At 73.5% G+C, this 21,552-nt stretch carries 22 protein-coding genes and 1 pseudogene; 17 read left to right on the top strand and 6 right to left on the bottom strand.

Annotated elements, in window-relative coordinates:
- Nucleotides 1-103: 103 nt before the first annotated feature.
- From ACFO3J_RS21135 to ACFO3J_RS21125, 3 genes are all read left to right on the top strand, one after another.
- Nucleotides 104-916, top strand: a complete 813-nt coding sequence (locus ACFO3J_RS21135; RefSeq protein WP_386431328.1) for a GAF and ANTAR domain-containing protein — start codon at nucleotides 104-106, stop codon at nucleotides 914-916.
- Between the two features lie 49 nt (nucleotides 917-965).
- Nucleotides 966-1,739 carry a GAF domain-containing protein gene (locus ACFO3J_RS21130; RefSeq protein ID WP_386431325.1) on the top strand — a complete coding sequence of 258 codons (774 nt, stop codon included), beginning with the start codon at nucleotides 966-968 and terminating at the stop codon, nucleotides 1,737-1,739.
- A 255-nt stretch (nucleotides 1,740-1,994) separates the two neighbouring features.
- Nucleotides 1,995-2,261 (top strand): ANTAR domain-containing protein, encoded by a 267-nt coding sequence (locus ACFO3J_RS21125; RefSeq protein WP_386431322.1) that lies wholly within the window; start codon nucleotides 1,995-1,997, stop codon nucleotides 2,259-2,261.
- Nucleotides 2,262-2,278: 17 nt separating this feature from the next.
- Here ACFO3J_RS21125 and ACFO3J_RS21120 read toward each other — a convergent pair whose 3' ends face one another.
- Nucleotides 2,279-2,602 (bottom strand): hypothetical protein, encoded by a 324-nt coding sequence (locus ACFO3J_RS21120; protein ID WP_386431319.1) that lies wholly within the window; start codon nucleotides 2,600-2,602, stop codon nucleotides 2,279-2,281.
- A 477-nt stretch (nucleotides 2,603-3,079) separates the two neighbouring features.
- Here ACFO3J_RS21120 and ACFO3J_RS21115 point away from each other — a divergent pair, with 477 nt between their 5' ends.
- Nucleotides 3,080-3,529 carry an ATP-binding protein gene (locus ACFO3J_RS21115; protein WP_386431316.1) on the top strand — a complete coding sequence of 150 codons (450 nt, stop codon included), beginning with the start codon at nucleotides 3,080-3,082 and terminating at the stop codon, nucleotides 3,527-3,529.
- A 103-nt stretch (nucleotides 3,530-3,632) separates the two neighbouring features.
- On the opposite strand, the gene ACFO3J_RS21110 is transcribed toward ACFO3J_RS21115, so the two are convergent.
- Nucleotides 3,633-3,803, bottom strand: coding sequence for a hydrophobic protein (locus ACFO3J_RS21110; protein ID WP_386431313.1), 171 nt, complete (start codon nucleotides 3,801-3,803; stop codon nucleotides 3,633-3,635).
- Between the two features lie 133 nt (nucleotides 3,804-3,936).
- On the opposite strand from ACFO3J_RS21110, the gene ACFO3J_RS21105 reads away from it, so the two are divergent.
- Together ACFO3J_RS21105 and ACFO3J_RS21100 are read left to right on the top strand one after the other, a co-directional pair.
- Nucleotides 3,937-4,875, top strand: coding sequence for an RNA polymerase sigma factor SigF (locus tag ACFO3J_RS21105; protein WP_386433000.1), 939 nt, complete (start codon nucleotides 3,937-3,939; stop codon nucleotides 4,873-4,875).
- 487 nt (nucleotides 4,876-5,362) lie between these two features.
- Nucleotides 5,363-6,529: a right-handed parallel beta-helix repeat-containing protein gene (locus ACFO3J_RS21100; protein WP_386431311.1), complete on the top strand. Its 1,167-nt coding sequence runs from the start codon at nucleotides 5,363-5,365 to the stop codon at nucleotides 6,527-6,529.
- A gap of 68 nt (nucleotides 6,530-6,597) precedes the next feature.
- Here the strand turns inward: ACFO3J_RS21100 and mug are convergent, their stop codons facing one another.
- Entirely contained in the window at nucleotides 6,598-7,224 is a 627-nt protein-coding gene (gene mug, locus ACFO3J_RS21095; RefSeq protein ID WP_386431308.1) for a G/U mismatch-specific DNA glycosylase, read from the bottom strand.
- A 72-nt stretch (nucleotides 7,225-7,296) separates the two neighbouring features.
- On the opposite strand from mug, the gene ACFO3J_RS21090 reads away from it, so the two are divergent.
- Together ACFO3J_RS21090 and ACFO3J_RS21085 are read left to right on the top strand one after the other, a co-directional pair.
- Entirely contained in the window at nucleotides 7,297-7,557 is a 261-nt protein-coding gene (locus ACFO3J_RS21090; protein WP_386431305.1) for a ribbon-helix-helix domain-containing protein, read from the top strand.
- On the top strand, nucleotides 7,554-7,997 hold the full coding sequence (locus tag ACFO3J_RS21085) for a PIN domain-containing protein (RefSeq protein WP_386431302.1): 444 nt from the start codon (nucleotides 7,554-7,556) through the stop codon (nucleotides 7,995-7,997). Before ACFO3J_RS21090 ends, ACFO3J_RS21085 begins: the two co-directional genes overlap by 4 nt.
- Before the next feature lie 17 nt (nucleotides 7,998-8,014).
- Here the strand turns inward: ACFO3J_RS21085 and ACFO3J_RS21080 are convergent, their stop codons facing one another.
- Nucleotides 8,015-8,434: a PIN domain-containing protein gene (locus ACFO3J_RS21080; protein WP_386431299.1), complete on the bottom strand. Its 420-nt coding sequence runs from the start codon at nucleotides 8,432-8,434 to the stop codon at nucleotides 8,015-8,017.
- Entirely contained in the window at nucleotides 8,431-8,709 is a 279-nt protein-coding gene (locus ACFO3J_RS21075) for a CopG family transcriptional regulator (protein ID WP_386431296.1), read from the bottom strand. The genes ACFO3J_RS21080 and ACFO3J_RS21075 overlap by 4 nt, the downstream gene beginning before the upstream one ends.
- 420 nt (nucleotides 8,710-9,129) lie before the next feature.
- Here ACFO3J_RS21075 and ACFO3J_RS21070 point away from each other — a divergent pair, with 420 nt between their 5' ends.
- From ACFO3J_RS21070 to ACFO3J_RS21040, 7 genes are all read left to right on the top strand, one after another.
- Nucleotides 9,130-10,155 (top strand): M28 family peptidase, encoded by a 1,026-nt coding sequence (locus tag ACFO3J_RS21070; protein ID WP_386431293.1) that lies wholly within the window; start codon nucleotides 9,130-9,132, stop codon nucleotides 10,153-10,155.
- Between the two features lie 154 nt (nucleotides 10,156-10,309).
- The gene (locus ACFO3J_RS21065) at nucleotides 10,310-11,509 is read left to right on the top strand and encodes a polysaccharide lyase family 7 protein (RefSeq protein WP_386431290.1); all 1,200 of its coding nucleotides are present in this window, start codon (nucleotides 10,310-10,312) and stop codon (nucleotides 11,507-11,509) included.
- 244 nt (nucleotides 11,510-11,753) lie between these two features.
- Complete coding sequence (locus ACFO3J_RS21060) at nucleotides 11,754-12,353, top strand: N-acetylmuramoyl-L-alanine amidase (RefSeq protein WP_386431287.1); 600 nt, start codon at nucleotides 11,754-11,756, stop codon at nucleotides 12,351-12,353.
- A 176-nt stretch (nucleotides 12,354-12,529) separates the two neighbouring features.
- Complete coding sequence (locus tag ACFO3J_RS21055) at nucleotides 12,530-15,367, top strand: hypothetical protein (protein ID WP_386431284.1); 2,838 nt, start codon at nucleotides 12,530-12,532, stop codon at nucleotides 15,365-15,367.
- A 118-nt stretch (nucleotides 15,368-15,485) separates the two neighbouring features.
- The gene (locus tag ACFO3J_RS21050; protein ID WP_386431281.1) at nucleotides 15,486-15,809 is read left to right on the top strand and encodes a WXG100 family type VII secretion target; all 324 of its coding nucleotides are present in this window, start codon (nucleotides 15,486-15,488) and stop codon (nucleotides 15,807-15,809) included.
- Nucleotides 15,810-15,855: 46 nt separating this feature from the next.
- Nucleotides 15,856-16,170 carry a WXG100 family type VII secretion target gene (locus ACFO3J_RS21045; RefSeq protein ID WP_386431278.1) on the top strand — a complete coding sequence of 105 codons (315 nt, stop codon included), beginning with the start codon at nucleotides 15,856-15,858 and terminating at the stop codon, nucleotides 16,168-16,170.
- A gap of 117 nt (nucleotides 16,171-16,287) precedes the next feature.
- Complete coding sequence (locus tag ACFO3J_RS21040) at nucleotides 16,288-17,685, top strand: EsaB/YukD family protein (protein ID WP_386431276.1); 1,398 nt, start codon at nucleotides 16,288-16,290, stop codon at nucleotides 17,683-17,685.
- A 62-nt stretch (nucleotides 17,686-17,747) separates the two neighbouring features.
- Here the strand turns inward: ACFO3J_RS21040 and ACFO3J_RS21035 are convergent, their stop codons facing one another.
- Nucleotides 17,748-18,335 (bottom strand): response regulator transcription factor, encoded by a 588-nt coding sequence (locus tag ACFO3J_RS21035; RefSeq protein WP_386431273.1) that lies wholly within the window; start codon nucleotides 18,333-18,335, stop codon nucleotides 17,748-17,750.
- Nucleotides 18,336-18,696: 361 nt separating this feature from the next.
- Between ACFO3J_RS21035 and ACFO3J_RS21030 the strand changes: the two genes are divergently transcribed.
- Complete coding sequence (locus tag ACFO3J_RS21030) at nucleotides 18,697-19,488, top strand: hypothetical protein (RefSeq protein ID WP_386431270.1); 792 nt, start codon at nucleotides 18,697-18,699, stop codon at nucleotides 19,486-19,488.
- 37 nt (nucleotides 19,489-19,525) lie between these two features.
- Nucleotides 19,526-21,304, top strand: a pseudogene (locus ACFO3J_RS21025) (right-handed parallel beta-helix repeat-containing protein); the annotation flags it as partial.
- Nucleotides 21,305-21,552 lie beyond the last annotated feature (248 nt).

The following is a 21,552-nucleotide window of genomic DNA, read 5'->3' as shown; positions in this document are numbered from 1 at the left end:
CCGGGCCGGGTCCCCGCTCGGTGGGCGCTCCGGCGGATGGCGCGGCGTTCGGCCGCCCGATGGCGGATGATGGCGGACGGCTGTCGTCGGCGGAGGTGAGTGGGTGAAGTCCGGCCGTCCCGAGGGAGAGGGCGAGCGGGGAGCGGGGTCCACCCGGGGCCCCGGCGACGATGACCGGCGCCTGTTCACCCGGGCGCTGGCGGACGCGATCGCCGGGCAGGACCCGGAAGCGGTCCCGTCCCGCCTGTGCCAGGCGTGCGTGGACCTCCTCGACATCAGCGGCGCCTCGGTCTCCCTTTCCGGCGGCCTCGGCACCGGCGCCCTGTGGTGGTCGAGCGATCCGGTGGCCGCCCGGCTGGCGGAGGCGCAGTACAGCCTGGGCGACGGGCCGTGCCAGAGCGCGGTGCGGCTGGTGGCGCCGGTACTGGCCGCCGACCTCACCCGGGGGGCGGACGCGCGCCGCTGGCCGGTGTTCGCCCAGCGGGCGGTGGAGCTGGACGTGCGGGCGGTGTTCTCCTTCCCGCTCGGCGGCGACGCGGTGGCCATCGGCACGCTGGACCTCTACCGGCGCGACCCGGGGCCGCTCAGCGACCGCGACCTGGCCTTCGCCTTCCCGGCGAGCGACGCCATCACCTTCGCCCTGATCAGGATCCAGTCGGCGGCCGCCCGGGCCGAGGACGAGGCGGCGGAGGGCGACGGGCCGGCCGACGGCGGGCAGGGCACGGGGTCCTGGCTGGACGCGGCCGAGTCCGGTCATGAGGAGGTGCACTACGCCACGGGCATGGTGATGGTGCAGTTGCGGGTCGATCCGCAGCACGCGCTGGCCCGGCTCCGCGCGTACGCTTTCGCGGAAGGCCGGACGGTGACCGACGTCGCGCGCGATGTCATCGCGCGCAAGCTGAGTTTCGACGAGTAGGCGCGGTGACGATGAGGGTGCGGCCGAGGGCGGGAGCGGTGAGTACGGCATGAGCCGTCTGCAGCACGTGACGGACGCGTTCGTCGGCGTCACCGAGACCTTCGGCGCGAGCGTCGACCCGCTGGTCCTGGCCGACCGGCTGGTCGGCCACTGCGTCCGGCTGACCGGCGCGGGGTCGGCGGGCGTCATGATGGTCACCGCGCGCGGCCGGCTGCGGACGGTCGCGGTCTCCGACGAGCGCGCCGACGTACTGGAGATGTTCCAGCTGCAGACCGGCGAGGGCCCGTGCGTCGACTGCTGGACGACCGGGGCTCCCGTCGGCGCCCCCGATCTGCCCGGGCACGCCGACCGCTGGCCGCGGTTCGCGGTCCTGGCCGCCGAGGCCGGATTCCGGGGCGCCTACGCCGTGCCGGTCATGGTCCACGACCAGCAGGTGGGCGCGCTCAACTTGCTGGTGAAGCCGCCCGGCACCCTCGCCGCGGACGACCTCCGGCTGGTCTCGGCCCTGTCCGGAGTGGCCGCCACCGCCATGATGCAGTGGCGGTCCGACCCGGCCCGGCCGTCCGACATCCTCACCCGGGTCCAGTCGGTGATCTCCGCGAAGGCGTCGCTGGAAACGGCGCTGGGCATGCTCGCGGCCGGCGGCGGCATCACCATCGCCGAGGCCGCGCGGACCCTGCGGGACTACGGCCTGCGCAACGGGGTCCGGCCCGCCGAGGCCGCGCAGTCCCTGCTGGGCCGCACGCTCGGCCTGGACACGGTGCTCGCGGCCGCGCCGGAGCGGCCCGGCCCCGGCCCGGCGCACTCCGGCCCGGCCGGCTGAGACAGCGGCCGGCTGAGACAGCGGCCGCCGGGACACCGGCCGCCGCGTCGGGGACGGTGAGACGCGTACCACCTGTACGCAGCCGCGCCCGGGTGCGACAGTGGGCGGGAAGGCCGACTGTTCCCCACGCCTCCGCATGAGGCGGGACGGGCGGCCGACGCTGGAGTGGATTTCCCCGGGCTGGAGCCCTGCGGTCCCCGGCGGCACACCTTGTGATGCCGATGGCGGGCCGCCGGTCCGTGCGAGGGGATGGCCATGAGCGACCCACCCGATCCCGGACCGCCGGATCTGACCGCGCTGCCGCGCCAGGACCGCCTGCGGGCCGCGCTCCGCCGCCGCGCCGCCGTCGGCCGGGCCGTCGGCATCGTCATGGAGCGGCGGCACTGCTCACCCGCGCTGGCCCTGGACCTTCTCGGCTCCGCCGCGCGGCACCGCGACATCGAGCTGCACGAGCTGTGCGCCCGGCTGGTCGGCGGCTTCGGCGAACGGCCGGGCGAGGGGGACACGACCCGGCGGCCATGACCGGGACCCGCCCTCGCTCACACGCGTCCGGCCTGCTCGGTCGGCCGCACGTACAGCAGGTGTTCGAGTCCGGTGACGCTGAAGACCTTCACGGCGGGCGGCGGCACCACGACGCGCAGCATGATCGCGTGCTCGGCCGCCGTACGGTGCAGCTCGCACAGGATGTCGAGCGCGGTCGCGGTGACCGGGCACTCGTACAGGTGCACGATGAGTTCGGGTTCCTCGCAGCCGCGCAGATGTCCGAGCAGCGAGTCCAGCACGGTCTGCCGCTGGTGGTAGTCGATGATGCCCGGGATCTCGACGGCGACACTGCGGTCCTCGCGGTAGGCCAGGATTTCCAAGGCAAGCTCCCTCGCGACGAGCGGACGGCCGACCGCAGGATGGTGCGGTGGAGCCGACTGGCTCAGCTGCGAGAACGCCCGGTAGGCGGCACCGCAGACGGGGGCCCCAACAGGGCGCCGTCGTCGCGGAACAGGCAGGCCAGCGGCGCACGAACGCTGCGTCATCGGCGTCCGAGCCCGGTAGGCCACTGCCTGACCTCGTTCGACCGTAGCAGGTACTCGCCCTCCGTAGAGCGGTCTTGCCCCCATTGTCCGGAAGTGCGGTATCCCGGAAGTGGCTACGGGCTACGGTGATTCCTTCGGCGGCACCCCCTGGTGTATTGCTGTAAGCAAAGTTCGCACCGGTTGTGCGCCGGCTGGTCGTCGCGGTGAGTCGTCCCCGTCCTGTGGACGGCGCCGGTGCCCGACGATCCGGTACGCGGGGCGGTGCGGGCGCGACGCTCCGGTGAGCCGGGCTGAGGACGGGCGGTTCAGAACATGGTCAAGGATCTGGATCCCCATGGCGCCCGGGTGACCTCCGCGACGGTCGTGGCCTACGCGGGCAGCCCAGGGTCCATCGCCTCGGCCCGCGGGCAGGCGGTCGCGTTCCTGGACGAGCTGGGCGCCCGGCGCGGACTGCCGCTCGGGCCGCAGGCCTTCGTCGACGTCCAGCTGATCGTCAGCGAACTGGTGACCAACGCGGTGAAGTTCGCTCCCGGCTTCTGCACGGTCTCCCTGCGGCTGGTCGGCCGGCATCTGGAGATCACCGTCGCCGACAGCGCGCCGGAGCCGCCGGTCCCCCTGCCGCCGGAGCCCGGGCGGGTGGGGCGGCACGGGCTGGAGATCGTGCTGGCGCTGTCCAGGAGTTTCGAATTCCACCGGGAGGGCGGCGGCAAGCGCGTCACCGTATCGGTCGACTTGGACGCGGCGGAGGGCGCGGCCGGTTGAGCCCCGCCCGTACCTGTGGCACAGGTCACACGAAGAAGGCGCCCGCCGGTGGGATCCGGCGGGCGCCTCTTCGAGTTGTACGGGTCCTACCAGCGGCATGGTCCTACCAGCGGTACCAACGCCCGCGGCTGCCGCCGGAGCCCGTGGAGCGGGCCACGAAACCGACCAGCCACACCACCAGCACCACGACGGCGACCCACCAGAGAATCTTCAGGGCGAAGCCGGCGCCGAACAGGATCAGCGCGAGCAGAAGAACGAGAAGCAACGGTCCCATGGTTATCAACCTCCTGGCGGCCGCTTGCCCGGCGGATGTTCCTTCATGCCGGTGCGAAGATGTGTGTGTGGTGGTGAAGAAGCGGGGTACGAGGCGCTTGGCAGACCCGACGACTTAAGGTGATGACGTGACGGTGTCCACGCAGCTCGCAGGAACCTCCGTCGAGCCCTCGCAGCTCGGCTCCCTTGCCACGACGGCTCTTTCCCCGGCTTCTCCGGCTTCCCCGGCGGACGCCTCGCACCCGAGGGCGGTCGGTGACCTCCCCTGGATCGAGGACACCGGCAAGGTCGCGCCGAAGGACGCCCGCGAGCTGTCGAAGGTGTTCTTCGACCGGCTGCAGGATCTCGAAGAGGGCACCCCCGAGTATCAGTACGCCCGCAACACCCTCATCGAGATGAACATGTCGCTGGTCCGCTTCAGCGCCCGCCGCTTCCGGGGCCGCGGCCCCGAGGAGATGGAGGACATCCTCCAGGTCGGCACGATCGGGCTGATCAAGGCCATCGACCGCTTCGAGCTGAGCCGAGAGGTGGAGTTCACCACCTTCGCCGTCCCGTACATCGTCGGCGAGATGAAGCGCTTCTTCCGCGACACCAGCTGGGCCGTGCACGTCCCGCGGCGGCTCCAGGAGCTGCGGCTGGAGCTGGCCAAGGCGCGCGACCACCTCACCGCGGTGCTGGACACCAAGCCCACCGTGGCGGAACTGGCCGCGTACATGGAGCTGAGCGAGGAAGAGGTCATCGAGGGGCTGGTCGCCGCCAACGGCTACACCGCCGGCTCCATCGACCTCCCCACCGGTGACGACAACGCCCCGGACTCCGAGACCGGCCGGTCCTACGCCGACACCATCGGCTCCTGCGACCCCGCGATGGAGCTGGTCGAGGACTTCAACTCGCTGGCGCCGCTGCTGGGCGAACTCGACGACCGGGAACGGCTCATCCTGGAAATGCGGTTCGGCCGGGAGATGACCCAGTCCGAGATCGGCGACGAACTCGGCTTCTCGCAGATGCACGTTTCCCGGCTGCTCAGCCGGACGCTGACCAAGCTGCGTACGGGGATGCTCACCGACCGCTGAGGAATTCCGCCCGGGACCGGATCGTCCCCCGGGCCGGCCGCCCCCGCTTTCGCCTGCCGCCGCCTGTCATCGGCTCACCGATGACAGGCGGCGCTTTTTCGTGCCCGCTTCTCGTGCCCGCTTTTCGTGCCGCCCGGAACGCGTGAGAGCCGGATCACATGAACTGCGCCCCTTGCCCGTCCGTGTGAAGAGCTGGGCGGCGGTGGAGAAAGACCGGAGCCATGAAGCGGCACGGGGGTGCTTCCCGTTCCGGTCCGGGCTTCACCGCCGCACAGCAGACATTCCACCGGACCCGCGGAATCGCCGCGCCGGGCCATGCGCCCGACCGGAATTCCCTGGGCCGTCCCGGCGAACGCGGGCTTCGCCGGGACAGCCCCCGACCTCTGCCGTTCGCACCCCCACCCGGACGGCTTCCTTCACGGTGCCCGCTATTCCGGGTGCCAGGCCACCGGGCCTGGCCACTGTTCTGCGATGGGTGAGAAGAAGAATGAAGACCAAAGCGCTTGCGGTGACCGTCATGGCCCTGGCGGCCGGACCGTTCATCGGAGTGGGGGCCGTGGCGCAGGCCGCTTCCGCCCCGCACACCGTCTATGTGACCGCGCACGGCGGGCACACGGGCAGGAACCCGGCCTTCGGCAGCATCGGCCAGGCGGTCGCCGCGGTGGCGACCGGCGGCACGGTCGTGGTGGAGAAGGGCACCTACGCCGAGGACGTGGCCGTGAACAAGGCGGTGCGGATCGAGGGGCAGCGCGGCGCCACCATCGACGCGTCGAACAGGATCAACGGCCTCACGATCACCGCCTCCCAGGTGACGGTCAGCGGCCTCACGGTGGAGAACGCCACCGGCGAGGGCATCCTGCTGCAGAACGTCCGCCATGTGACCGTGGTGGGCAACGACGTCCACACCAATGACGCGGGCGTACGGCTGAAGAACCCGGTCGCGAACACCTACGCCTTCTGCCAGCCCCAGGGCGCGATGGCCAACGACTGCGGCGAGAACATCCACCTCGTGGGCAGCTCGGACAACGTGGTGGCGGGGAATTCGGTCACCGACGGCTCCGGCGGCATCCTGCTCACCGACGAGACCGGGCCGACCTCCCACAACACGATCTCCGGCAACACGGTGGCCGACAACCACACCGCCTGCGGCATCGTGCTGGCCGGCCACAGCCCGCTGGCGGCCCCCGGCGGTGTGCCCGCGCCCACCGCGGCCGGCGTGTTCGCCAACACCGTCACCGGCAACAGCATCAGCGGCAACGGCCTCCAGGGCGGCGGCGGGGCCGGCGTGCAGCTGGCCACCGGTCTGCCCGGCGGCGCCGTCTACGACAACACCGTCACCCTGAACGCCATCGACGGCAACGGCCACTCCGGCGTCACCCTGCACAGCCACGCCCCGGGCCAGTACCTGAACGGCAACAGGGTCGTCGCCAACCGGATCGGCACCAACGACCTCAACGGCGACGTGGACTTCCCGGTCCAGGACCCGCAGACCACCGGCATCTTCATCGGCACCGCCGCGCCCGTCTCCATCACGGTCCGCGACAACGTCATCAGCCAGGACCACTTCGGCATCTTCACCACCGGCCCGGTGACCGCGACCGGCGAGCGCGACAACCTCTTCCGCCATGACACGGTCTCCATCGCCACCGACTGACCCCTCCTACCCCGCTCGGGGCCCCGGCCTCCACCAGGGGCCGGGGCCCTGCGGCGCTTCGAGACGGCTCAGCCGGGTCCGGGCGGTCCGGTTTCTTCGGGCGGTCCGGGTGCTTCGGGGCCCAGGAGGCCCGAGCGGTCCGGGAGGGAGGCGGCGACGCGCAGTTCGGCGAACTCGCGGGCGAGGGCGGCCGGCGGATAGTGGGCGTTGAGGCCGCTGGGGTTGGGGAGGACCCAGAGGCGGGTGCTGCCGAGGGTCTGCCGCTGGGGGCCGACGCTCGCGCCGGGGGCGTCGAAGGCCGCGCGGTAGCCGGTGACGCCGAGCAGGGCGAGCCAGTCCGGGCGCAGATCGAGCACCCGGCGGCGCAGATCCCGGCCGCCGTCCACGTACTCGGCCCTGGTCAGCTCGGCGGCCCGGGCGGTGGGCCGGCGCACGATGCTGGTGATGCCGATGCCCAGCTCCAGCAGTTCGTCCTCCTCCGCGGCGGCCAGCCGCCGCGGGGTGAAGCCGGCCCGGTGCAGGGCGGGCCACAAGCGGTTGCCGGGCGTGGCGAAGTGGTGCCCGGCGGCGGCCGACGACAGCCCCGGATTGATCCCGACCAGCAGCACGGCCAGCCCCGGCCGCACCAGATCCGGCAGCCGCGCCTGCCGCGCGGCTTCCAGCTCCGCCCGCGAGGGGCCCGAAGCGCCGGTCACGTTCGTGGTCTCCTCCCGGCTTCCGCCTCCTGCGAATAGGTCGCCTGATGGTACATGACCTAGTATTGGTACATGTCGATGAAGCGAACCAATGTGTACGCCGATCCGGAGGATCTCGCGATCATCAAGGAGGCGGCCGCCCGTCGCGGCATCAGCGAGGCCGAGATCATCCGCCAGGGCATCCATCTCGCCGCCATGGCCAACCGCGTCTGGGACGAGCCGCTGTTCTCCCGTACCTTCGAAGGCCGCGGCCGCACTCCGTCGCAGGAGGACGTACGGAACGCGGTGGCCGACGCCGCCCTCCGGGAGAGCGGGCCCGGGACCGCCGCGTGATCATTGTCGTCGCCGACACCTCCGGCCTGCTGGCCGCGCTCGACTCCGCACACCCGGAGCACCGCGGCGCCAACGAGGCGATCATGGCCGCCGGCCTGCTCGTCATGTCCCCGCTGCTGCTCGCCGAGATCGACCATGTCGCCACCCGGGAACTCGGCCGCGACGCCGCGGTCAGCGCGATCGACGACATCCGGCGCTGGATGCGGGTGAGCCGCGTCGTCGTACCGGAGATCACCGAGACCCAGCTGGCGACGGCCCAGTCCGTCCGAGCCCGTTACGCCACCCTCGCTCTCGATCTCGCCGACGCGGTGAACGTGGCCCTGGCCGCCGACTACGACACGGACGCCGTCCTGACTCTCGACCGCCGCGACTTCCGCGCCCTACGCCCCCTCGGCCGCCACAAGTCCTTCCGCCTGCTGCCGGACGACCTCCCGCTCTGAGTCTCCTCGGCTCGGCGTCATACCTTTCTGACCAGGACGCGGTCGGGAAGCAGTCGCCGCAGGTCGTCGGGGTCCGAGGTGAAGACGGTCACCTGGCCGCGCCGGCGCAGGGCCACGACGGCGAGGATCGCGTCGATCGCGTATTTGTGGCCGTGCAGGCCGGTGTCGGCCAGGAGGCGGCGGGCCTGGCGGGCCTCTTCCTTGCCGACGTCGGCGACGGTGAGCCGGGAGAGCACCCAGTCCCAGCGCTGTTCGGTCGTCCTGCCGTCGTAGGCCTCGACGAGGGTCATCGGCGAGGTCACCACGTCGGCTTCGCCGCCGGCGGCGAGGTCGAGACGGGCGATCATCATCCGGTCGCCGCGGACCGCGAGCGACAGGGCTTCCGAGTCGAGGACGAAGGTGCGGAGCGTCTGCTGCCCGCCGCCGCGCCTGCTCACGCGGCGTGCCCGGGGTGGCTCTCGCCGCCGCCGCGGTGGTATTCGTGTTCGGCGTCGAGATCGTCCAGTTCCCGCAGCGCCGCGGCGCGCTCCTCCTCAGTGACGGGGCCGTGCTCTTCCTGGAGCCAGCCGGCCAGCTCCCGGAGCCGGTCCCGGTCGCGCTTGGACCGCAGCGCCTCCGCGACGTAGGCGGACAGGCCCCGCTCCGCCGCCTCCGTCCGGATCTCGTCGAGGAGCTCCTCGGGGATGGTCACCGTGATCTTCTTACTCACCATACTGGAGACCATACTCCGGGTATTTCCAGCCGTACAAGTTCGACCCCGTGGGCCGAATGCCCCCTCCTCCCGCGGTGACCGGCCCCTTGCCAAAGGGGGGGCCGTCCGGTGACATGGGGATACCGTCCGGTCGGTACGGGCGGTGGGCGGTTGGTGGACGACGGAGGGCGGGGGGCCGTGGGTGACTTCGGGGTGGAGGCGGAAGCGGGGGAGCTGGGGTTGGACCGGTCGGCGGATCCGGACCCACGCTTGCGCGCCGGGTGCGCCGCTGCCACCCGGTTGTCGGCGGTCCGGCCGGTGGCGTGGCCGGTGGAGTCGCCGGTGCGGCCTGGTGCGGTCGGTGCGGCCGGAGGTGCGGCCCGGCTCCCGGGCGGGCGGCACGTATCGTGGCCGGGCGGAACACGTCCCCAGCGAGGTTCGATGCGTCAGACCGGTCAGGCCGATCCCGACCTGCTGCGCCGCCATGTCGCGGCGCTGGCCGGCGGTCCCCGGGGGCGGCGGCACACCCCGCGCGCCATGGCGGAGGCCGAGGAGTACGTGGCGGGGGAGCTGCGGGCGGCGGGGTGGGACGTCTTCCGGGAGCCGTTCGACGCGCGGCTGCGCGTCGGGTCGACCGACCGGCAAGGGCACCGGGCGATGCCGCTGAAGGTCCGGCTGCACCGGGGCCTGTCCGGCGCCAATCTGCGCGCCGAGCTTCCCGGCGCCGGGACGGCGGCGGCTCCCGGCGGGGCCGGCGCGCCGACACTGGTCGTCGGCGCGCATCTGGACACCGTGCGGGGCAGCCCCGGCGCCGACGACAACGCCTCCGGGGTGGCGGTGGTGCTGGAGACGGCCCGGCTGCTCGGCGGTCTCGCGTCACGGCCCGCGGTCACCCTCATGATCTTCGACATGGAGGAGCTGGGGCTGATCGGCTCCCGCGCCGCCGTCAAGCGCCTGCTGCGGACCGGCCGCGCCGTCGGCGGCATGATCTGCCTGGAGTCGGTGGGCTTCTTCTCCACCGAGCCGGGCAGCCAGCGCCTGCCGGCCGGCGCCGGCCTGGTGATGCCCGAAGCGGTGGAGACCGTACGGCGGTCCGGCTTCCGGGGGGACTTCACGCTGGTCGTGCACCGCCGCTCCTCCCGCACCCTGGCCGGCACCTGGAGCCGCGCGGCGGCAGCGGCGAGCCCGGCGCTGCCCGCCGTCCTCCTGCGCGACCCGCGCCCGGACGGCCCGCTGGGCGCCGTGGCAGGGCTGGCCGTTCCCGCGCTCGGCAATCTCGACCGCAGCGACCACTCCCCCTTCTGGAACCACGCGATCCCCGCCGTGATGCTCACCAGCACCGCCAACTTCCGCAACGAGCGGTACCACCGCCCCGGCGACACCCCGGACACCCTCGACTACGAGCGGCTGGCCGCCGTCGCCACGGCCACCGCGACCACGGCCGCGGCCTGGCCCGGAGGGCGTTGAGTCCGGGGCGGAGACCGGTGCCGCGCCGGTGAGCGGGGCGCCGGAACGAACTCCTGTTGCCCGAGGGACCGTTGACGCCGTCACGGGGCCGTGTTATTCAACTCTGGCGCGCCCATGGACTAGACCATCCCCCCAGCGCCAAAGGATCCCCCACATGAAACGCCGCTCCAAACTCCTCGCGGCCACCGCCGCGGCAGCCGTCGCCGGCACCATCGGCGTGCTCAGCAACACCAGCGCCCTCGCCGCCACCGCCGGCCAGATCACCGGCCTCGGCGGCAAGTGCGTCGACGTCGCCAGCGCCTCCTCGGCCAACGGCGCGCATGTGCAGACCTACGACTGCAACGGCACGGCCGCGCAGACCTGGACGGTCGGCAACGCCGACAACACCCTCCAGTCGCTCGGCAAGTGCATGGACGTGACCGCCGCCGCGACCACCAACGGCGCCAAGGTCCAGCTCTACGACTGCAACGGCACCGCCGCGCAGAAGTGGACCGTCAGCAACGGCGAGCTGGTCAACACCGGTTCGGGCAAGTGCCTCGACGCCACCGACAACTCCTCGGCGAACGGCAACCAGTTGCAGATCTGGACCTGCACCGGCGCGGCCAACCAGAAATGGACGCTGCCCGGCGCCGGCACCCCGCCCACCAGCCCGCCGTCCGGCGGCCTCAACACCTCGGTCGCGCCCGGCGGCAACTTCAACCTGTCGGTATGGGAGTTGCAGGAGCCCATCGGCTCGCCCGGCTCACCCACCACCATCTCGTCCTCCCGGCTCCAGGGATCGGGCGGCTTCCAGGACTCGTACTTCTACACCGACGGGTCCGACGGCGCGATGACCTTCTGGGCCCCGGAGAAGGGCGTCACCACGCCCAACTCCAACTACGCCCGCTCCGAACTGCGCGAGATGAACACCAACGGCAGCGCCGCCGACTGGGCGCTCAGCGGCACCCACCGGCTGAACGCCACGCTGCGCGTGGTGTCGGTGACCTCCAACGTCTGCGTGGGTCAGATCCACCTCGGCTCGGGCGGCAGCTCGACCAAGCCGCTGATCGAGCTCTACTACCACTCCAACGGCGATGTCGTCGCGGGCATCGAGAACTCGCCCGACGGCGGCCAGAACACCCACACCGTGGGCCATGTGGCGGTCGGCACGAAGTGGAGCTACACCATCGGTGTCTCCGGCGGCAACACGATCGACCTCACGGTGAACGGCTCCACCACGCACTACGCCATCCCGTCGTCCTTCAACCCCTACCACCAGTACTTCAAGGCCGGTTCCTACAACCAGTCGTCCTCCGACAGCACCACCAACGGCGCCCGGGTGGCCTTCTACGGGCTGACCGTCTCGCACAGCTAGCCGGCCGGCTCGATTCGGTCCGCTTCGCTGCGGGGCCGGCCCGCCGGTGAACCGGTGGACCGGCCCCAACCTTCCAGTATCGCGCTCAGTGCCTGATCGACAACCCTGAGTAGTCATACTCATGTCCGCCTGGACCGGGCGCGGTCACGATGTGAGGTATCAGCAGGGCGCGAGGCCCGTGCGGCCTCGCGGGCCCACCGCACATCGTGCACCGCGCACCGGTGATCCCCAGGAGGGACCGGCCATGGCAACTCCCATGACGGCCAGTCAGTTCGTCAAGGCGCTCAAGGACGAAGGCGCCACCGTCGCAGAACACGCCGGCTGGCGCCGGCACAACAGGAACGGGCACGGCGCGTGGGGCCCCGTGCACGGCGTCGTCATCCACCACACCGCCGACACCGACAGCCTCGGCCTGTGCTATTCGGGCCGGTCCGACCTGCCCGGCCCGCTGTGCCACGCCCACCTCGCCAAGGACGGCACGCTGACCATGGTCGGCAACGGCCGCGCCAACCACGCCGGTACGTTCGCCGCCAACGCGGTGGACGCGATGACCCGGGGCGCCGCCGAGCACCCGCGGCCCGACGCGGCCGAGCCGGTCGACGCCAACACGATCACCTACGGTGTCGAGATCGAGAACCTGGGTGACGGCAAGGACCCCTACCCGGCCGTCCAGTACACGGCCGCGCTGAAGTTCGCGGCGGCGATCTGCCGCTTCCACCACTGGACCGCCGAATCCGTCATCGGTCACAAGGAGGGCACCCGCCGCAAGACCGACCCGAGCTTCGACATGAACCGCTTCCGCGCCGATCTCGCGGACCGCCTCAAGAGCTCGACCGCCGATTGAGGCCGCGCCGCCCGGCCCGCGTCGAGCGCGAGCGTCCTTTGTTCATCGATCGGACGGGTGGATGTAACCGGACGTCCCACCGGGGCAATTGTTCGATCAACGCGAGCGTGAACTAATAGGAGGACGGGTGCTCCGCCGGGGGCGGAGCCTTGCCGTGAGCGGAAAAGGAGCAGCGGGTGACGCTGTGGGCCAGGGGGCGGCCACGTTCGGGCGGCGGGAAAGGCCCGCGAGGGCGCGCCGGGCACCCGGCGGAGGCCGAGGCCCAGGCCCAGGCCGTGCCCGTCCTGGTCGAGGACCACGACGGGCTGATCCTGCTCCGCGCTCCGCTGGACGACGCGCTCGGTCCCGCCGATGTCGTGGATCTGACCCGCGGACTGCGCTCGCGCGGGGGCATGGTGACGCTGATCGTCGGTGCGCAGGCCGCGGCGGCCGACGCGCTGTGGCCACGCCTGAACGAACTGCTGGACTCCCTCCGCGACACGGGCACCACGGCCGTCCGGCTGGCGCTGGCGGGCGCCGCCGAGGACCACCCGGACCAGCCGGCCGTCGCCCGCCGGATCGCCGACGGCTGGGACATCACGGTGGAGGCCCCGGTCGGGGCGGTCCTCGCGGTCCCCGGCGGGTCGCTCTTCGCACCCGAGGGCGGCTGGTGGCGGTTCGCGCCGGGGGAGAAGCCGGTGGCGCTGGGCCCGCGCTGCCCGGCGCCCTCCTGGCAGGCGGCGTTGGGGCGGCTGCCGGCCCGTACGTCCGGCGGGTGCGTGGTGGGGCACATCCCGGCCGGCCTGATCGTCCGGCCGGCGGAGGCGACCGCCCCGGAGCCGGGTGACCTCTACCACGCCGTACCGGTCGACCCCAAGCTGCCGGCCGTGGTGGTGGGGGTGGCCTACGGCGAGGACGTCTCGGCGGAGGAGGTGGCGGCCCTGCTCGCGCACCTGCTGGCGGGGCCCGCTTCCCCCACCGCGTCCGTACGGCTGATCCCCGGCGGGCTCCAGGACCTGCTGCCGATGGCCCAGCGGGTCGCCGGCATCCTCGGCGGCGAGGTGGAAGTGACCACCGGGCTGCCGCTGTTCGCCGCCAGCGGGCCGCTGGCGTCCTACGCCGCGCGCTCGGTGCTGATCGGGGCGGACGGTTCGCCGGGGTGGCTGCCCTTCGTGGACGCGGTCGTATGCCGGCCCTCCCGGCCGGGCGCTCCCGCTCCGGCGCCTCGACTTCTGCGCTGGTCACCGCCGTTGCCCGGCCCGGGGCGCCCGGAGGAAGGCGTCGTACGGCTGTCGGACCGCTGGCAGGTCACGGCGACCAGGGCCGGACTGTGGGTCGACACGCCCGAGCGGGCCCATCCACCGCACACCGCCCGCCCGGTGGCGGCCGGCGGCCCGGCCATCGAGGTCGGCACCCGGGGCGAGCAACTGGACAGCACCCTGTGGCCCGACCTCTCCCGCCTGCTCGGCGCGCTCAGCGCGGATCTGCGCGAGCGTGCCACGGTGTACGTCCACGGCACCCTGCTGGACGGCGGTCGCGAACTGCGCCGCCTGGCGGTCCAGCACGGCCTCCGCACCATCCGCTACGCGACAACCTCGGCCGGCCCGGGCTCCGGCCCCCGGCGGCCCGTCCCACCACCGGGACCGCCCCGGGCCCCGGCCCCCGGCCCGCTTTCCGCCCCGGTCCCGGGGCCGCGACCCCGCGCGGCCGTTCCCCCCGTTGATCCCTCCGCCACGCCGGACGCGGGCGCGGGCCCGTCCGGGGCGCCGGCCGCACCGGGCCCGGCGCCGGACTCGGCGCGGGCGCCTGGCCCAGGCCGTGAGCCGATGGTGGGCGGCCCGCCTACCGCCGCCGGGCCCGTCACCCCGGCGCCGGCCCCGGGGCCACGACCTCCCGCGGTCGTTCCGCCCGCTCGCCCGTCTGCCGTTCCCCGCCCGGCGTCCGCCGCGCCGGACGCGGGCGCGGGTCCGGCGCGTGCGCCGGTCGAGTCCGGTCCGGCGGCGGACTCGGCGCCCGTGCCCGGTCCGGGCCGTGAGCCCGTGGCGGCTCCGGTCCCCTCCGCGCCCGTCGTTGGGCGGCGGCCCCCCTTGGGCGCTCCGCCGGCCCGTCCGGCGGCCCCGATGGACGCGGGAGCGGGCCCGTCGCGGGCGTCGGTCGCGCCCGGCCCCGCGGCGGACTTGGCGCACAGGCCGGCGCCCGGTCCCGTCCCACCGGCCACCGATCCGAAGCGCCCGCCGGTGCCCGCCTCCGGGATCGGAGCGGGCCGCCCGCTGCGTCCCAGTCAGCGCAGCACCGATGAGGAGCGTGCCGCGTTCCGGGCGCTGGCCGAGCCGGTGTGGAATCGGCATGCCGGGGTCGTCGCGCAGGCGCTCGCCGTGATGCCCGATCTGACCGCCGAGGAACGGGAGGCCGCCCGGGCGGACTTGATCGCGCTGCGGGCGTATCTCGACGACGCGGTGGGCCCGTTGGGCCATCGCGAGCTCACCCGGGCCCTGCGCGGCGGGGACGACCGGCTGCTGCCGTATGCCGCGTGCCTGGCGTCGGGGCTGCGCAGGATGCCGACCTACCGGGGGCTGCTGCTGCGCGGCACCGGTGCGGAGGACGGCCGTATGGAGGATCTGCTGCCCTGCGCCGGGCTCAGCGACCGGGCGCCGGTCAGCGCCGTGCTGTCCGGCGGCGGCACCGCGCTGCCGCCGGGCGCCCGCTATGCCCTCTGGTCGGTCACCGGCCGGAGGGTGCGGCATCTGTCCGACGGGCGGGACCATCCCGACGAGGTGGTGTTCCCGGCCGGAACGCCCTTCCGGGTCCTGGACGTCCGCCCGGGCGGCGCCTCCCCGCTGGTGCTGCTGCGCGAACTGCCCACGCCCGACACCAGGGCCGCCGCAGCCGCCGGGCAGGAGGCCCCCGCCGGACTGGACGACGCGGACCGCGCCGTGCTCGCCCGGCTGGAGGACGCGCTGCGGGGCCGCCCCCACCCGGCAGGGAAGGGCGGCTGGCCGCCGCGCTGCGCCGGCCCCATCGGCGACGGCCCCTGACCCGGCCGACCCGGCTGACCCGGCCGAAGGGGACATCCGAATGGGGGACTGGAGGCGGTGACCCCCCGCTGGGACGATGACGGGGAATCCCAGGTGATCGCGCGAAGAGGGTGGGCAGATGTCCGGCTATCAAGTGACACCGGAAGAGGTCACGACCGCCGCGGCCTCGTGCGACAGCACGGCGGCCACCGTCCAGGAGCAGCTGGCGACGCTGAAGTCGTACGTCGTCGACCTGGAAGCCTCGTGGCAGGGCATCGCCGCGACCACCTTCCAGGGCCTGATGGCGGAGTACGACACGTTCTCGACGATGCTGCACGACGCGCTCACCGACATCGCCAGCGGTCTGCGCGGCACGTACGTGAACTACTCCGAGTCCGAGCAGACCAACATCAAGACGATCACGACCATCCAGTCCGGGCTGTCGTCCGCGAATCTCAGCTGACCCGTACCCACCGCCGCGCCCCGGGCGCGCCGGCCGAGGAGGACGCGTGACGAACATCGACGGCTCGCCCATCATGGTCAAGGACGACCTCGCCGGCGCGGGCGCGTACATCAACGGGATCGCGCTGCAGATCGCCGACGAGCTGCACAAGCTCATCGGGCTGCTCGGACCCCTCCAGGAGACCTGGACCGGCACCGCGGCCACGTACTACGAAGGGCTCCAGCAGGAGTGGAACTTCGCCGCGGACGGCCTGCTCGGCCCGAACGGCGTGCTCGGCGAGATCGCCCAGGCGATGCACGTCAACTGGGCGAACTACAGCGAGGCCGAGTGGGCGAACGTGCAGACCTGGCAGCACACGTGACCCGCCGCCCCACCGTCGTCCACCGGGCGCCGGGCGTGCTCGCGCCCGGCGCAGAGGCCCCGGGCGCGAGCACGCCCGGCGCCCGCGCGTCCGGGTCGAACTGAGGAAAGCGCCGTCGTGGACGAGCACTGCCGTATCACCGTCGTCGGCGAGCGCCGCCAGGTGGACCTCGCGGTCCCGGCCGGGGCCCCGATCGCGTCGTACATCGACACCGTGGCGCGGATGTGCCGGCAGGACGAGACCGACATCATGCCCGCCGCGTGGTCGCTGGCCACCGCGACGACCGAGCCGTTCGCCCCCGAGTGGTCGCTGGCCGAACTGGGCATCGTGGACGGCCAGATCCTCTATCTGCGCGATGTGATCGTCAACGAGTTCGCCGAACCGGTCGTCCGGGACGTCGGCGAGCGCGTCACCCAGGTGGCCGAGGGCGCCCTGGACCGCCGCTGGGACGCCGGCGCGCGGACGGTCGGCGTGATGCTGCTCGGACTGGGCTGGCTGGTCGCGACACTGGTGGTGCTGGCGGTACGCGGCCAGGTGGGCCCCGACGCGCTCGCCGGGGTCGCGGTGGCGGCCGGCCTGCTGCTGCCCGCGCTGGCCTGGACGGCGAGCGAGCGCCGTTGGCCCGTCCCGCCCGGGCTGCGGATGGCGCTGGCGCTCTGCGCCGTGCCGGTCCTGGCGCTGGCCGCCCGGACGCTGGCCACCATGGACGGGGCCGGACCGGCGCACGGCCCGGACCCGGCCATGACCTCCGCCGGACTCACCGCCTTCGCGCTGGCCGCCGGGGCCCTGGTCGGCGCGTTCCTGGCCTATGTCGCCGCCCCCGGCGCCAGCACCTCCGCCGTACTGCTCGCCGCACTGGTCGCCGCCGTGACGGCGGCCCTGCTGGGAGTGGTGAAGGCGGACGGCGTCGAGTCGGCGGCCGTCGTCGCCGTCGTCGGCTTCGGGCTGCTGACGGTCGCGCCGATGACGGTGAGCCGGCTGGTGGCCTTCGCCTACCGGCGGGCGGACCCGCGGACGCCGGTCCAGGAGGCCGACGACGCGGTGGCGGCCGCGGTGCGTTCGGCCACCACCGTGCTGCTGGTGTGGAGCGGCGGCCTCGCCGCGGTGATCGCGACCGCGCTGGTGATCCTCGCCGACTCGGGATCGTCCTACGCCGCCGCGCTGGCCTGCTGCCTCGGGCTCGCCCTGCTGCTGCGGGCCGGGTCCGCGCGCATGGCCGCCGAGGTCGTGCCGGTCGGACTCGCCGGTGTCATCGGGCTGTTCGCGCTGCTGCTGCTGGGCTCCGGGCGCTTCGGCTGGCCGTACTGGGCCGGCCCGCTCTACGCCGGACTGATCGCCGTGGTGCTGCTGGTGTACGGCTTCCGGCGGCTGATGCGCCGCGCCGACCTGCCGCCCATGGGGCGCCCGGGCTGGCTGACCGGTCTCGGTTCGCTGCTGGGCGGGGTCGGGATCGCGCTGGCCGCGGCGACGTTCGGGATGGTCGACCGCTTCCTGGAACTCGGGCGGCACATGTGAGCCGGGACCACCGGGACCACCCGGGCCGGGGCGACCGCGCGCCCTCCGGTGCCCGGTCCCGGTCACCGCGACTCGTGGACCAGTCCGAGTTCGATGGCCTTCCTGGTGAGGTCGGCCTTGTTGCCGACGTTCAGCTTGTTCCGGATCCGCTTGACGTACGTGCTCACCGTCGCCTCGGTGAGGTCCATCCGGCGGGCGATCTGGCCGTGCGTCAGCCCGGCGGCCAGCCAGCGGAGCGTCTCGGTCTCGCGGCGGGCGAGCGCGGGCGGTGTCGCGGCGGCGGGCTGGGCCAGTTCGGCGTGCAGCCGCGGGGTCAGGCCGGGGGCGACATGGAGTCCGCCGCCGGCCACCGTACCGATGGCGAGCAGCAGCCCGTCGTCGTCGGTCTGCCGGGTCACACAGCCGTAGGCCCCGGCGCGCAGGGCGCCGGCCAGCAGCTGCGGGCCGGCGAAGTCGGAGACGACCAGCACCCTTCCGTGGGGCCCGAGTTCGGCCACCATGTCGGGAAGCGTCTCCTCCGCCTGCGGGGACGGTCCCAGCACGATCACATCGGCGCGCAGCGCCGGGTCCAGCCGGCACGGCTCCGCCACCACCGCGACGACACGCAGCGGCGGGCTGTTCGAGACCAGGTCCTCAAGGCCGCGGCGCACCAGGTTGTGGTACTCGACAATTGCAATTCGCGATGTATGGGCCATTTCGTTCCCGCGCGTCTCCTGGAGCTTGTGGAACTCCGGCCGACCGGCAATTCCGTTGGCCGTCGCAGGCAATGTATCCGCTGAATGTCACGGTCAACAGCGCTGGCCCCGACGGGGATCGAGCGGTGCCCCATGTGTCGGGGTGTGTCACCAGATTCGTCATGACGCACCATCAGGAGCATTCATTAATCTTCAGTTAATGCCGGATTCCTTTTCTCCGACCGCGGACTGACTGTAAGGTGCAAAAAGGAGGACCGGGGTTTCGGCGCCTCCGTGTGAGGACCCGATCCGGATCGGTGAGGAGCATCACCCGCACATGATCGACGAGGAGTGGCGGGGCTTCACCTCCGCCTTCGCCGAGGCCGTGCGACCCGACGACCCGCAGGGCCGGTCCGGCAGAAGGATGCTGGTCATCGGCTTCGCCGCGGTGCTGGTCCTGGCTCTTTCCGCGCTGGTGGACGGCGCGCTGGGCTGGGGACCCGCCGTGAAGCCGTCCGAGGTGGTGGCCATCACGCCCCACCCCGCCGCTTCCGGCGCCCTCTCCATCGGCTCGCTGCCCGGCGCCACGTGGACGGCCGTGGCCGGCCCGACGTGTTCCAGGCCCGGATCGACGTTCACGGCGTACGGCTACTCCACCGGGACCAGCGCCGACGGGACGACCGGCTGGACCACGTCGCGCAGCGGCGGCCACACCGGCGACGGCTGCACCGGCGGGTTCCTGTCCGTTCCGGTGTCGGGACGGGCGGCCGCGTACGACAGCGGCCGGTTCGCGCTGTGGACCTTCGACTTCAGCGACAAGTTCACCGGCGCTTCATGCCGGCTGTCCACGTACATCCCGGTCAACTCGTCGCGCTCGTACGTCGGCGGCGACCCCGCCTACTATTACTACTACGGTACCGACTACGCCTACGGCTCCACAGCGGCCCCGCTGGGCGGCTATCTGGTCCATCAGGTCGCCGAGCAGGGCACCTGGGTGACCAGCCGCCCCTTCGAGGTGACCACCGGCGAAGTCGCGCTGAGAATGGTCGACGCCGGCGCCCGGGGCGGCGCGGCCGCCGACGCGCACGCGGCCGCCGCCCAGGTCCGGCTCAGCTGCACCGCCACATGACGGCGGCTCATCGAGGCCGCGCCGGGCGGGCGGACCGATGACGACGGGGCTGCGGGTCGCGACCCGGGGCTGGGGCGCGTACAAGACCGTGGTGGCCGCCGTGCGCGACGCGCAACCGGGCGCGGTGGTGTCGATCCAGCCGGGCACGTACACCGAGAGTGTCGTACTGGACCGGGACATCACGCTGGTGGCCGAGAAGGGCGCCGGATCGGTACGGATCGTCGGGGTGCGCGGCGCCGCGATCACCGTGCGCGGCGGGGGCGGCGCGGTGCACGGGCTGGTGATCGAGAGCGGCACCGGTGAGGCGTCCGTGGTGGTCACGGCCGGCACGGTGCTGATCGCCGGCTGCGAGATCACCGGGGGCCGGGTCGAGGTCACCGGCACGGCGGCGCCCACCTTCCGCGACTGCTCGGTCCACCACACCGGCGAGGTGGGACTGTATCTCGGCGGCGACAGCCGGGCGGTGGTGGAGGGCAGCGGGGTCGCCGACATCGACGGCACCGGAGTCCTCGTGGACCACGGCGCCGACCCGAGCCTGCGGCGGCTGTCGGTGACCCGCACCGGCGGGCACGGCGTGCGCGTCCGCGGCTCGGCCCGGGGGACCTTCGAGGACTGCGAGGTGACGCACACCGGGGCGGCGGCCCTGGCCGTGGACGACCTGGCCCGGCCCACGCTGCGCGCCGTCCGGATCGGCGACAGCGCCGCCGAGGGCATCGTCATCACCGGGGACGCCGGCGCCGGCACCCGCGCCGCCGCGGCGGAGCCGGCGGCGGGCGACCTCGCGGACGACTCCGCCGGGGCGGCCGATGCGGCCGGCGGGGCCTACGGCGTCGCCCTGCACGGCTGCGAGACGGCGCGTACGGCGAGGGACGGTGTCCATGTGACCGGCCGGGCGGTCGCCTCACTGGTGGACTGCCGGGTCAGCGACGTACGCGCGGCGGGCCTGGTCGTCGGCGGGGCCGCCCGGGTGCGGCTGGAGGGCACCACCACCGCCGACACCGGCGGCACCGGTCTGGCGGTGGGCGGGACCGCCCGGGTGGAGGTCCGGCGCGGCACCTTCCTGCGGGCCGGGGCCAACGGTGTCTACGCCTCGGAGGCGGCCCGTGTCACCCTCATCGCGAGCGCGGTCACCGAGGCGGCGTTCACCGCCGTCCACGCCGGTGGCGCCAGCAGACTGACGGTCCGCGACTGCGCGATCAGCGGCACCCCGGAACACGGGCTGCGGGTCACCGACCAGGCGGTGGCGACGGTGGCGGACACCGGGATCGAGGGCGCCGCGCTGAGCGCGCTGGTGGCCGACGGCGGCGACCTCTCGGCCGTCCGCTGCCGGATCGGCGCGGCCGGCACCGGCATCAGCCTGACCACCGAGCACCGTCCGCTCATCGAGGACTGCGAGGTGAGCGGCTGCACCGGACCGGGGATCGACATCGGCGCCGGCACCGCCGCACTCGTGGTGGACACCCGGATCACCGGCACCGGAGCGGCCGGCGTCTTCGTCCGCGAGCGCGCCTCCGCATGGCTGTCCGACTGCTCCATCACCGACACCAAGGGCACCGGCCTGGTCGTCCAGACCCGCGCCATGCCCCGGGTGCGCGGCGTCACCATCGCCCGGACCGCCAAGAACGGCCTCTACGTCGCCGACGGCGCCGCCGGACGCTTCGAGGACTGCGACATCAGCGCGACCGGCTTCCCCGCGATCTACGTGGGCGGCGGCGCCACCCCGCTGCTGCGGGGCTGCCACATCCACGACACCGACGAGGACCTGAAGCTCGCCGACGACGCGCGGCCGGTCTTCGAGGCGTGCCGGGTCGAAGGGGTCAAGACCAGCACCCTGCCCGAGGAGGGGCGCCAGGCGCAGCCGCCGGCCGGGCCCGGCCTCACCGCGACCGGACACGGGACCGCCGCCGGCCCCGGGGGCCACGCGCGGCCGGCGGCGTCCGGCGACGGCACCGCTGAGTCCCGGGCCGAGACCCTCGCCGACGTGCTCGCCGAACTGGACGGCCTGGTCGGCCTGGAGGGGGTGAAGCGGGACGTCAGCACCATGGTCAAGGTGATGCAGATGGT

The sequence above is a fragment of the Streptomyces polygonati genome, from assembly GCF_042650325.1.
Taxonomy (GTDB): Bacteria; Actinomycetota; Actinomycetes; order Streptomycetales; family Streptomycetaceae; genus Actinacidiphila; species Actinacidiphila polygonati.
This window is presented reverse-complemented; position numbering and strand designations above follow the sequence as displayed.

Coding starts and splice junctions, on each gene's coding strand:
- ACFO3J_RS21065 (WP_386431290.1), top strand. CDS start 10,310: ATGAAACGCCGCTCCAAACTCCTCGCGGCCACCGCCGCGGCAGCCGTC.
- ACFO3J_RS21110 (WP_386431313.1), bottom strand. CDS start 3,803: ATGGGACCGTTGCTTCTCGTTCTTCTGCTCGCGCTGATCCTGTTCGGC.
- ACFO3J_RS21075 (WP_386431296.1), bottom strand. CDS start 8,709: ATGGTGAGTAAGAAGATCACGGTGACCATCCCCGAGGAGCTCCTCGAC.
- ACFO3J_RS21060 (WP_386431287.1), top strand. CDS start 11,754: ATGGCAACTCCCATGACGGCCAGTCAGTTCGTCAAGGCGCTCAAGGAC.
- ACFO3J_RS21100 (WP_386431311.1), top strand. CDS start 5,363: ATGAAGACCAAAGCGCTTGCGGTGACCGTCATGGCCCTGGCGGCCGGA.
- ACFO3J_RS21030 (WP_386431270.1), top strand. CDS start 18,697: ATGATCGACGAGGAGTGGCGGGGCTTCACCTCCGCCTTCGCCGAGGCC.
- ACFO3J_RS21130 (WP_386431325.1), top strand. CDS start 966: ATGAGCCGTCTGCAGCACGTGACGGACGCGTTCGTCGGCGTCACCGAG.
- ACFO3J_RS21115 (WP_386431316.1), top strand. CDS start 3,080: ATGGTCAAGGATCTGGATCCCCATGGCGCCCGGGTGACCTCCGCGACG.
- ACFO3J_RS21070 (WP_386431293.1), top strand. CDS start 9,130: ATGCGTCAGACCGGTCAGGCCGATCCCGACCTGCTGCGCCGCCATGTC.
- ACFO3J_RS21125 (WP_386431322.1), top strand. CDS start 1,995: ATGAGCGACCCACCCGATCCCGGACCGCCGGATCTGACCGCGCTGCCG.
- ACFO3J_RS21050 (WP_386431281.1), top strand. CDS start 15,486: ATGTCCGGCTATCAAGTGACACCGGAAGAGGTCACGACCGCCGCGGCC.
- ACFO3J_RS21090 (WP_386431305.1), top strand. CDS start 7,297: ATGTCGATGAAGCGAACCAATGTGTACGCCGATCCGGAGGATCTCGCG.